General features: G+C 62.9%; 8 protein-coding genes. All 8 read left to right on the top strand.

Translation table 11 applies throughout. The features are described 5' to 3' along the window. Positions 1 to 216 precede the first annotated feature (216 nt). Positions 217 to 2,340, top strand: coding sequence for a primosomal protein N' (locus tag ACTJGZ_RS00365; RefSeq protein WP_441660975.1), 2,124 nt, complete (start codon positions 217 to 219; stop codon positions 2,338 to 2,340). A 103-nt stretch (positions 2,341 to 2,443) separates the two neighbouring features. Continuing rightward, positions 2,444 to 4,501, top strand: a complete 2,058-nt coding sequence (locus ACTJGZ_RS00360) for a UvrD-helicase domain-containing protein (RefSeq protein ID WP_441660974.1) — start codon at positions 2,444 to 2,446, stop codon at positions 4,499 to 4,501. Between the two features lie 147 nt (positions 4,502 to 4,648). Further along, the gene (locus tag ACTJGZ_RS00355) at positions 4,649 to 5,593 is read left to right on the top strand and encodes a D-2-hydroxyacid dehydrogenase (protein ID WP_441660973.1); all 945 of its coding nucleotides are present in this window, start codon (positions 4,649 to 4,651) and stop codon (positions 5,591 to 5,593) included. Positions 5,594 to 5,899: 306 nt separating this feature from the next. Next, positions 5,900 to 6,934, top strand: coding sequence for a 2-dehydro-3-deoxygalactonokinase (locus ACTJGZ_RS00350; RefSeq protein ID WP_441660972.1), 1,035 nt, complete (start codon positions 5,900 to 5,902; stop codon positions 6,932 to 6,934). Between the two features lie 138 nt (positions 6,935 to 7,072). Next, entirely contained in the window at positions 7,073 to 7,723 is a 651-nt protein-coding gene (locus tag ACTJGZ_RS00345) for a 2-dehydro-3-deoxy-6-phosphogalactonate aldolase (protein WP_441660971.1), read from the top strand. Positions 7,724 to 7,820: 97 nt separating this feature from the next. Continuing rightward, entirely contained in the window at positions 7,821 to 8,969 is a 1,149-nt protein-coding gene (gene dgoD, locus ACTJGZ_RS00340) for a galactonate dehydratase (RefSeq protein WP_441660970.1), read from the top strand. Between the two features lie 3 nt (positions 8,970 to 8,972). Further along, positions 8,973 to 9,680, top strand: coding sequence for a FadR/GntR family transcriptional regulator (locus ACTJGZ_RS00335; RefSeq protein ID WP_441660969.1), 708 nt, complete (start codon positions 8,973 to 8,975; stop codon positions 9,678 to 9,680). 173 nt (positions 9,681 to 9,853) lie between these two features. Next, a complete protein-coding gene (locus tag ACTJGZ_RS00330) occupies positions 9,854 to 10,801 on the top strand; it encodes a Bug family tripartite tricarboxylate transporter substrate binding protein (RefSeq protein WP_441660968.1) in 948 nt (315 codons plus the stop codon). Positions 10,802 to 10,810: the final 9 nt, after the last annotated feature.

Raw genomic sequence — 10,810 nt, 5'->3', positions numbered from 1 at the left:
CTTATTTTTTGCGTTAATTTTATATCTTATTGATTTATAAGATATATTTTTCATTTCTGTGCTTTGGTGATGGGTCGGGCTCGTATTTGTGAGTGCTTTTCATGAAAGGTGGCCCGGCTTTTCCCCAAAGTTATCCACAGGGTGGCAAGGGCTGAAACCCATGTCAGCCATGGGGCTTAACGCAGTTATCCAGAAATGGCTTTAAGTTGGGTGAGCATGGACACAAGTCCGGACAGCAGTGCAGAAACAAACGTGACACCTCCGTGCTGGGTGCGCGTGGTGCTGGATGTTCCTTTGCCCGGGCCGTTCGATTACCGTCATGACCAGCCTCTGGCGCCGGGCTTGCGCGTCATCGTGCCATTCGGCAAGCGGCAGCTGGTCGGTCTGGTAGTGGATAACCCGGCCGAGCCCGCTTACGACCCGGCCCAGGTACGGGCCATCGAACAGGTGCTGGATGATTTGCCGCCATTGGCGGCGGATTGGTTCGCGCTGGCGCGTTTTGCCGCGGATTATTACCAGCGGCCCTTAGGGGAAGTGGCCTTGCCCGCCTTGCCTGGGCCGCTGCGGCGTCCGGCGGCGTATCAGGGCAGCCGGGCCGGTGGCGGGCCGGTGGCGCGTTTGGCGCGCCGCCGTCAGCGTGCCGCCAAGGCCAAGGACGATGGCAATAGCGCAGACAACGGCGCAGGCTTGCCGGGCGCTCAGGCGCCACTGCTGAATGATGCCCAGCGTCTGGCGGTGGATACCATCGCGGCGCAGCAGGGTTTCAAGGCTTTTCTGCTGCACGGCGTGACGGGCAGCGGCAAGACGGAAGTCTATTTGCATGCGGCATCAGAGGTGTTGCGTGCCGGGCGCCAGGTGCTGATGCTGGTGCCGGAAATCAATCTGACGCCGCAGTTCGAGCATGCTTTGCGTGCCCGCCTGGCGCCGCTGGTGGGGCCGGAGGCAGTGGCAGTCATGCATAGCGGCCTGGCCGATGGCGAGCGGCTGGATGCCTGGGTGAAAGCGGTGAATGGCACGGCACGGGTGATGCTGGGGACTCGCATGGCCGTGTTTGCGCCCATGCAGCAACTGGGCCTGATTGTTGTCGATGAAGAGCATGATACGTCTTACAAACAGCAGGACGGCTTGCGTTATTCGGCAAGGGATCTGGCCGTCTGGCGCGCCCATGCGCTGAATATTCCGGTGGTGCTGGGGTCGGCGACGCCTGCGCTGGAAACCTGGCTGCATGCGCAGCGGGGCAATTATCAGCGTTTGAGCCTGCCCGCGCGCGCGCGGGCCAGTGCCTTGCCTGCCATAAGGCTGGTGGATACGCGCCGGCTGGCGATGGAAGAAGGCTTGTCGCCACATTTGTTGACGGCAATAGAAGAACGGCTGGCGCGCGGGGAGCAGTCCCTGGTGTTTCTGAACCGGCGCGGTTATGCGCCCGTACTGCATTGTGACGCCTGCTCCTGGGTCAGCCAGTGCCCGCGCTGCTCGGTGCATACGGTGCTGCACCGGCGCATGCGCGGCGGCAATTATCTGCAGTGCCACCATTGCGGTTACCAGGCGCCGGTGCCTAGGGCTTGCCCCGAGTGCGGCGACCAGGATCTGCGCGCCATGGGGCGTGGCACCCAGCGGGTGGAGGAAGCGCTGGCCGGGCGTTTCCCCGAGGCGCGTATTTTGCGTATTGACGCCGATAGCACGCGGCTCAAGGGCAGTGCGGAAAGAATGTTCGATAGCGTGCGCGCCGGGGAGGTGGATATCCTCATTGGCACGCAGATGGTGGCCAAGGGCCATGATTTCCCGCGCCTGACGCTGGTTGGGGTGCTCAATGCCGATGCCATGCTGTATTCCCAGGATTTCCGGGCGCCGGAGCGGCTGTTCGCGCAATTGATGCAGGTATCGGGCCGCGCCGGGCGGCATGAGCGGCCAGGGGAAGTCCTGATACAGACAGGCTACCCGGACCAGGAGATTTATCAGGCGGTTCTGCGTCACGATTATGAAGGTTTTGCCCGTTATTCTCTGGAAGAACGGGAGGCGGCCGGATTGCCGCCGTTCCTGCACCAGGCCTTGCTCGCCACGGAGGCACGCGAGCTGGCGCAGGCGCTGGATTTCCTGAGCCAGGCGCGTGATCTGGCCGGGCAGGTGATGGCGGATTGCGGCATGGCGCCCAATAGCGTGACCTTGTATGACCCGGTGCCTTTGCGTGTGGTGAAAGTGGCGCATATGGAACGGGCGCAGCTGTTGCTCGAAAGCGCGCACCGCCCGTCATTGCAGTTTTTCCTGCGCGACTGGGTGCCCAGGCTGCAGGGGCTGGGGCGTTTGCGCTGGCAGCTGGAAGTTGATCCGCTCGATATCTAAGTCGCGGGCGGCAGTGCTATTCTGCTAGCCTGCGCCGCAGGCGAGGTGTCTGTCCTGTATGGACGGGCGCGGCGGCGGCGTTTTTTTCGTAATGGAAGCCAAGATGTCGAACGAGGCCGTGGCCGGAATGAACCCGGCGCAGCGCGAGGCCGTGCTGTACCTGGATGGACCCTGTCTGGTGATTGCCGGCGCCGGCTCGGGCAAGACCCGTGTTATCACCCAGAAGATCGCCTATCTGCTGCGGGATTGCGAATATGCCGCTAAGCATGTGGTCGCCCTCACGTTCACCAATAAGGCGTCCCGTGAGATGGCAGAACGTGTGGCGGGGCTGGTGGATAAGCGGCTGGCCCGCGGCTTGACCGTCAGCACCTTTCATTCGCTGGGCATGAAGATTCTGCGCGAGGAAGCCCGCCATGCGGGTCTGAAGCCGCAATTCTCCATTCTGGATGCGGATGATGCGATGGCGATTATCCAGGAGCTGCTGGATACCACGGACAAAGGGCGTCTGCGTTCCGTGCAATCGACGATTTCGTTGTGGAAAAATGCCTTGCTGGACCCGGATGGCGCCGCGGCGGTGGCAAGCACGCCCGATAATGCCGAGGCTGCCCATGTCTATCGCAGTTATGACGCGACCTTGCGCGCCTATCAGTCTGTGGATTTCGATGACCTGATCCGCATCCCTGCCTTGCTATTCGAACATAATGAAGAGGTGCGGCGGCGCTGGCAGGCGCGGGTGCGTTACCTGCTGGTTGATGAATACCAGGATACCAATGAATGCCAGTACCGCCTGGTGCGCTGGCTGACAGGGGAGCGGGCGCGTTTTACGGCGGTCGGGGATGACGACCAGGCCATTTATGCCTGGCGCGGGGCGACGCTGGAAAATCTGGCGCGCCTGACCACGGATTACCCGGGGATGAAGGTCATCAAGCTGGAACAGAATTACCGTTCGGTGCGGCGCATTCTGCACGCGGCCAACCAGGTCATCGAACGTAATCCCAAATTGTTTGAAAAGAAGTTGTGGTCGGAGCTGGGCGAGGGCGAGCCGATTACTGTCACGGCTTATGGCGATGAGGCGGTCGAGGCGGAATCCATCGCCATGAAAATTTCGGCTGCGCGCTTCGAGCGGCAGGCCGCCTGGCGTGATTTCGCGATTCTTTACCGCAGCAACCATCAGTCGCGCATTCTGGAACAGGCGCTGCGCAATCTGCGCATTCCTTATACGATTTCTGGCGGGCAGAGTTTTTTCGACAAGGCAGAGGTGCGCGACATCCTGGCCTACCTGCGCATTCTGGCCAATGAGGAAGATGATCCGGCTTTTATCCGCGCGGCGACCACGCCCAAGCGCGGGATCGGGCAGGCGACCTTGCAGGTGCTGGGGGAGCATGCCGCCGCGCGGGGGATCGCGCTGGCGCGGGCCGTCACGGAAACCGGTGTGGCGGCCAAACTGGCGGCGCGCCAGTATGAGCCATTGAAAGTTTTCGGTGAATTCCTGGATCGTTTGCGCCGCCGTTCGGTGCGGGATGATGCGACAGGCATGCCCGCCGCGCCGGCATCCGAATTGCTGGATGAATTGCTGGGCGCCATTCAGTATGAGCGCTATTTGTTCGATACCTGGGACGAGCGCCCGGCCCAGACGCGCTGGATGAATGTGCTGGAACTGGTGGATTGGCTCAAGCGCAAAGCCGACGAAGATGGGCTGAGCCTGCATGAGCTGGTGCAGCGTGTGGCGCTGATTACCATGCTGGATCGCCAGGAAGACGAGGAAGAGCCCGATGCCGTGAAACTTTCCACGCTGCATGCGTCCAAAGGGCTGGAGTATCCGCATGTCTATATGGCGGGCGTGGAAGAAGGCCTGTTGCCGCACTGGGGACGTGATGATGAGGATGGTGACCCGTCCCAGGCGGCGGAGTCGCTGGCGGCGCGTATCGAAGAGGAGCGCCGGCTGATGTATGTCGGCATCACGCGGGCGCAGCGCACCTTATCCATCAGCTGGTGCCGCAAGCGCCGCCGGGCGCGGGAAGACCTGGTGCGCGAACCGTCGCGGTTCATCGAGGAGATGGGGCTGGAGGCGCCAGGCATGGGCTTGCCGGATGAGGATGCGGCCTTGTCGCCGCGCGCCCGCCTGGACATGCTGAAGGCTTTGCTGCAAAAGAAGGATTGAGAACGTCCAGGCGTTCTACGGCCGGGCCGCGCCGTGTTGCCGGGGCGGCGCCGGGTTTTGTTTCGCGCGGGCGGCATGGCCTGGGCCATGATTGCCATTCCCTGTTTTGCCACGGATGATGGGACAGGACTGAACAGAGGATGACTCATGAACGCTATTCTGATTGTTGATAAACGTGCCGACCATTACGCGGAGCTGATTGCAGGCGCTTTGCCGCAGGCCCGGATCTCTGGCTTTGCCTCGCCGGAGGATAGCGGCCTGGCCCAGGCGGCGGCGGAGTCGCCGGTATGGCTGGCCAGCGCCAGCTATGCGGCGCGCGCGCTGGCTCGCGGCGTGACGGTGCCCGCATGGCTGCAAACCACCTCAGCAGGGGTGGAGCCGCTGTTTGCGCCGGGGCTGCCGCGTCCGCAACGTGCCAGCCGGGCGGTAGATGTATTCGGGCAGCTCATGGCCGAGTATGTGCTGACGTATCTGCTGGCCTGGCGCCGCCATGTGTTTATCTGGGCTGGGGCGCAACGCCAGGAAGTGTGGGAAGGCCCGGAGCCGGGCAGCCTGAGGGGGCTGCGTATCGTGATCGCCGGGGCAGGCGTGATCGGCCAGGAAGTCGCCAGTTTTCTGGCGCCCTTTGGCGTCTGCGTGCGCGGCGTAGCGCGCCAGGCCAGGCCAGTGGCGGGTTTTGATCACATCTATGCGCAGGCTGATCTGCTGGAAGCGGCAGCCTGGGCCGAGGTGGTCATCAATGTGCTGCCCGAAACCCCTGAAACGCAGGACGTGTTCGATGCCCGTTTTTTCGCGGCGATGCCGGCTGGCGGCTTGTTCATTAACGCGGGCCGGGGCACCGCCGTACAGGATATGGATTTGGTGCATGCCCTGGAAAGCGGGCATTTGGGGGCGGCGGCGATTGATGTGTGCCGCACAGAGCCTTTGCCAGCGGCCCATCCCTTTTGGCGTGCCCCCCGATTGTGGCTGACGGGCCACAGTGCGGCACCGACTTTGCCGGTATTGCTGACGCCTTTGTTTCTGGACAATTTGAAACGCTGGGAACGCGGCGAACCGCTGCGGGGGGAGCTGCATTTTGAGCGCGGCTATTGAAGCGCCGCAGCCGCATTACAGAATTGTCCCGGAAGCGGGCGCTGGCCGTGCTCTGGCTCCAAGCTGAGTGTCCGCGCTGGCCGGGCAAGGCGCAGGGCCGTTATCTAGCCGCCGGTTTGCCGTGCTGGCCAGGGGGGGGGCGCCTGCGGGCCTGCCGCCAGGCCAAAAGGAGTCCGGCGCGGCAAGGGGGCGTTGGGCGCGTGCCATGACAACTAGGGGGCGCTGAGGGGAAACACCATGTGATTCCCGGATGCAGCGCGTCGCTGATTTGTATTATGATAATTCGATTACAAGGATGCGTATCCCGTGAAGAGTCAGATTTCCTCTTTTTGCCGCGCTGTCAGCGATGGCGTTACCCAGTTTGTGGCCCTGGATTGGGGCACGAGTTCTTTGCGTGCCTATTTGTTGTCGGCGTCGGGTGTCATCCTGGATGTCCGGGGCAACGATTGGGGCATCATGGGCCTGCCCGGCAGCGGTGATGATGCCGCCAGCCGTTCGGCGCGTTTTGCCCAGGCGTTCTGGCAGATAGCGGGCGATTGGCTGGCGCAGCCCAATACCTCGCGCCATGTCGTGGCCTGTGGCATGGTCGGCAGCGCCCAGGGTTGGCGCGAAGCGGCCTATATCCCCTTGCCTGCGACCACGGATGGCCTGGCTGGCGCCATGGTCAGTGTTGATGCGGGCAATGGCGTGCAAGTCCATATTGCGCCGGGCCTGATTGAGCATGGCGAGCTGCCTAATGTCATGCGTGGCGAGGAAACGCAGATAGCCGGCGTGTTGTCGCATCTGGAGCATGCCGGTCTGGGAACCAGCGGACGCTGGCTGATCGGGTTGCCGGGCACGCATAGCAAATGGGTGCGGGTCGAAGACGGCGTGATCGTTCATTTCGATACGTTCATGACAGGCGAGGTCTTTGCGCTGCTGTCGCGTCACAGCGTGCTGGGCCGCTCCATGGCCGAGCAAGGCCTGGAAGCCAGCGATCCTGCCGCCCGCCAGGCGTTTGACCGCGGCATCCGCAATGCGGCCTCCCAGCATGGTGACCGCGGTTTGCTTTCGACAATTTTCAGCAGCCGTACCCTGGGCCTGACCAATGTGCTGTCTGGGGCGGAACAAATTGATTATCTCTCCGGCTTGCTGATCGGGCATGAGATCCGCGGCCTGCTGGCCGGTCTGCCCGAAGAGTGGCGGACGGCGCGGGTGGCCGTGGTTGGGCGCGAACATCTGTGCCAGCGCTACCGCCAGGCCATGATCGTCAACGATCTGGATGCCATTTCGGTGGATGAGGATGCCACGGTGCGTGGCCTCTGGGCGCTGATCAGCGCCCAGGCGGAACAAGCGGATTAAGGCGGCGCGGCCGCGGGTGGCGGCTTGACGCAGCCAGGCAGAAAAAAACGGCGGGTCCGGATGCCGGGGCCTGCCCTTGTCTTCAGGCGGCAAGCTGACCGGGTCGGCTCGCCGGGTTAACAGGAATCAGAAATAGCCATGAATCACGAATTATCAGCCCAGTTCAAGCAAACCTTGTCCGCAACCGGCATGGTTGCCATTTTGCGCGGCGTGCGTCCCGATGAGGTGGTCGCCATTGGCGAGGCCTTGTATGCCGCCGGTTTTCGCCTGATCGAGGTGCCGTTGAATTCGCCGGAACCGCTGGAAAGCATCCGCCGCCTGCTGGCCGCTTTGCCGCAGGACGTGATTATTGGCGCCGGGACGGTGATGAGCCCGGCGGCTGTGCAGGAAGTGTATGAGGTGGGCGGCCGCTTGGTCGTGATGCCGCATGCCGATCTGGCTGTCGTGCGTGCCGCGCATGCTGCGGGGATGGTTGTGACGCCGGGCGTGGCGACGCCGACGGAAGCCTTCGCGGCGCTGGACGCGGGTGCCGATGGCCTGAAAGCCTTCCCGGCCGAAGCCATGCCGCCAGTGGTCATCAAGGCTTGGCGCGCCGTGGTGCCCAAGTCTGTGCCTTTGCTGCCGGTAGGCGGCATCAAGCCGCAAAGCATGCAGGCATACCTGGAAGCCGGCGCGTCGGGCTTCGGCTTGGGGTCGGCGCTGTACCGGACGGGTGACGATGCGGCGACGGTAGGCCGGAATGCGGAAGCATTCATGACGGCCTGGCGTGCCTTGCGCCAGCCCGCCTGAGGCACGCGATTTCTTTCCGGGCCGCTTGCCCCATTGACGCAAGCGGCCCATTCCTTTTGAGGCGTGCCCGGTGGGGCGCCTGACGGCAGGATGCACGATGAAGATTACCCGTTTGACCACCTATATGGTGCCGCCGCGCTGGCTATTCCTGAAGATTGAAACCGATACCGGCATCGTGGGCTGGGGCGAGCCTGTGCTGGAAGGCAAGGCGGCCAGCGTCGCGGCTGTCGTTGAGGAAATGGCCGACTACCTGATAGGCCGTGACCCGCGCACGATCGAGGACCACTGGAACGTGCTTTACCGTGGCGGTTTTTACCGTGGCGGCGGCCTGCACATGAGCGCGCTGGCCGGGATCGACCAGGCGCTTTGGGATATCAAGGGCAAGGCGCTGGGCGTGCCTGTGGCCGACCTGCTGGGCGGTCCGGTGCGCCATAGCATCAAGGTGTATTCGTGGATTGGCGGCGACCGGCCTGCCGATACGGCGCGCGCGGCGCAAGAAGCGGTGGCGCGGGGTTTCCAGGCCGTGAAGATGAACGGCACCGAGGAAATGCAGTACATCGACAGTTTCGATAAAGTCACGGCCGCGCTGGCCAATGTGGCGGCTGTGCGTGATGCTGTCGGCCCGAACATCGGCATAGGCGTGGATTTCCATGGCCGCGTGCACAAACCGATGGCGAAAGTGCTGATGCGCGAACTGGCGCCCTATAACCTGATGTTCATTGAGGAGCCTGTGCTGTCGGAGCACTACGAGGCCCTGAAGGAACTGGCGCCGCATGCCAGCGCGCCGATTGCGCTGGGCGAGCGTCTGTATTCACGCTGGGATTTCAAGCATATCCTGAGCCAGGGTTATGTTGATATTGTGCAGCCGGATGCCTCGCACGCTGGCGGGATTACGGAGTGCCGCAAGATCGCGGCCATGGCGGAAGCCTATGATGTCGGGCTGGCCCTGCATTGCCCGCTGGGCCCGATCGCATTGGCCGCCTGCTTGCAGATAGATGCAGTGTCATACAATGCGTTCATTCAGGAACAGAGCCTGGGTATCCATTACAACGCCAGCAATGATTTGCTGGACTATGTCAGCAACCCCGAAGCGTTCGCTTACGAGGACGGCTATGTACGGATTCCGCAGGGCCCGGGTCTGGGAATTGAAGTGAACGAGGATTATGTCGCGGAGCGCGCCAAAATTGGCCATCGCTGGCGTAATCCTGTGTGGCGTCATCGGGACGGTAGCGTAGCGGAGTGGTAGGGCTTGGCAACTTATTCGGGTCGTAGCCTGCATGGGCAGGTGGTGCATGAGCTGGGGCGGCGCATTGCGGCAGGCCGTTATGCGCCGGGCACGGCTTTGCCCAGTGAGGAAGAGCTGGCCCTGGAATTGAGTGTCAGCCGGACGGCTTTGCGGGAGGCGACCAAAGTGCTGGTCGCCAAAGGCCTGCTGGACGTCAAGCCGCGGCTGGGCATGCGTGTGCGGCCCCTGGAAACCTGGAACCTGCTGGACCCGGATATCCTGGCCTGGCGGGCAGCCGCCGGCCTCAGCCTGGAATTCCTGCGGCAGTTGGCGGAAGTGAGGGAAGTGCTGGAGCCAGGTGTGGCGGCGCTGGCAGCGCGCAAGCGTACCCCGGAGCAGTTGCGGCGTATCGAGCATGCGTATGCATTGATGGAAGGCGCCAAGGATCAGCACGCCTGGGTGGAAGCGGATCTGGCATTTCACCGGGCAGTGCTGACTGCCGGCGGCAATGCCATGCTCAATACCCTGGTATCCCTGATTGAAATGGTGCTGGAAGGTGTGCTGGTGCTCAATGCCAAACACGCTTCCAGTTTCAATCTGTCGTTGCCGGAACATGGCCAGGTATGCGCGGCCATTGCCCGGCAAGATGAAGTGGCGGCGCACAAGGCCATGCTTGGCATGCTGGTGGATGCGCGCAGGCGCTTGCCGGATGGGCAGGCGCCGCGTCAATAGTACCGACGCAGCATCGGTCGGAGGGGGGGCGGGTAAATTCGGAGAAGTCTGCCGGACCTTAGCCCCAAGTTAATTGTATGATGATATTTTTATATCTCTAATGGCTGCGGAGCACCCGGCGGCGCAGACCGGAAAATAGAGTGCTCTCGACTGGAGGAAACATGAAACAAGGCATGATTCGATGGGCTGGCGCGATGGTCGCGGCAGTGATGTTTGCAGGCAGCGCCCAAGCGGCGGATTATCCGACCCGTTCTATCGAACTGGTGGTGCCGACGGCTGCGGGCGGCGGCACCGATGCGGTGGCGCGCGCATTCGCAGAAGCCATTAAACCGCATCTGGGCCAGGCCATGGGCGTGGTGAACAAGCCGGGTGGCGGCACGGCCATCGGCACGGCAGACGTCGCCAAGGCGCGCCCCAATGGTTACAAGCTGGGGATGGTCGTGGTGGAAATGGCCATTTTGCCCAGCCTGGGCCTGGCGCCGTTCAAAACCAGTGATTTCACGCCCATCGCCCGTATCAACGCCGACCCGGCTGCCGTCACCGTGCGCGCGGATGCGCCGTGGCAGACGCTGGAAGAGTTCAATGAGTACGTCAAGCAGAACCCGGGCAAGGTGCGTGTCGGTAACGCGGGCACCGGCTCGATCTGGCACCTGGCGGCCATCGCCTATGAGCAGAAGCTGGACAGCAAGTTCAATCACGTGCCTTATGATGGCGCCGCGCCGGCCGTGACGGCCTTGCTGGGCGACCACATCGAAGCCGTGACGGTCAGCCCGGCGGAAGTCGCGACCCACGTTTCCTCGGGCACCTTGCGCACGCTGGGCGTGATGGCTGATGAGCGTGCCCGTGGCTTCGAAGAAGTGCCCACCCTGAAGGAAAAGGGCATTGATCTGTCCATCGGCACCTGGCGCGCCCTGGTCGGCCCGAAGGGCTTGCCGCCTGAAGTCGTGGCCAAGCTGCGCGAGGCTGCCCGTCAGGCGGCGGAAGAGCCGGCATTCATCGAAGTGCTGGAGCGTCTGGACCTGGGGCGTGTGTTTGATGATGCCGATGCCTTCCAGGCCAGCCTGGTCCAGGAAGAGGCCACTTTCAAGGCCTTGATCGACGAACTGGGTCTGCGTCGCTAAACGTTGTCG

Origin of the sequence: Kerstersia sp., assembly GCF_052103615.1 — a bacterium.
Taxonomy (GTDB): Bacteria; Pseudomonadota; Gammaproteobacteria; order Burkholderiales; family Burkholderiaceae_B; genus Kerstersia.
Note: the sequence above shows the minus strand (reverse complement) of the source record. Positions and strands in the feature narration are given on the sequence as shown.

Excerpts from the sequence above, each read along its gene's own strand:
- ACTJGZ_RS00355 (WP_441660973.1), top strand. The coding sequence starts at position 4,649 with ATGAACGCTATTCTGATTGTTGATAAACGTGCCGACCATTACGCGGAG.
- ACTJGZ_RS00365 (WP_441660975.1), top strand. The coding sequence starts at position 217 with ATGGACACAAGTCCGGACAGCAGTGCAGAAACAAACGTGACACCTCCG.
- ACTJGZ_RS00330 (WP_441660968.1), top strand. The coding sequence starts at position 9,854 with ATGATTCGATGGGCTGGCGCGATGGTCGCGGCAGTGATGTTTGCAGGC.
- ACTJGZ_RS00345 (WP_441660971.1), top strand. The coding sequence starts at position 7,073 with ATGAATCACGAATTATCAGCCCAGTTCAAGCAAACCTTGTCCGCAACC.
- dgoD (WP_441660970.1), top strand. The coding sequence starts at position 7,821 with ATGAAGATTACCCGTTTGACCACCTATATGGTGCCGCCGCGCTGGCTA.
- ACTJGZ_RS00360 (WP_441660974.1), top strand. The coding sequence starts at position 2,444 with ATGTCGAACGAGGCCGTGGCCGGAATGAACCCGGCGCAGCGCGAGGCC.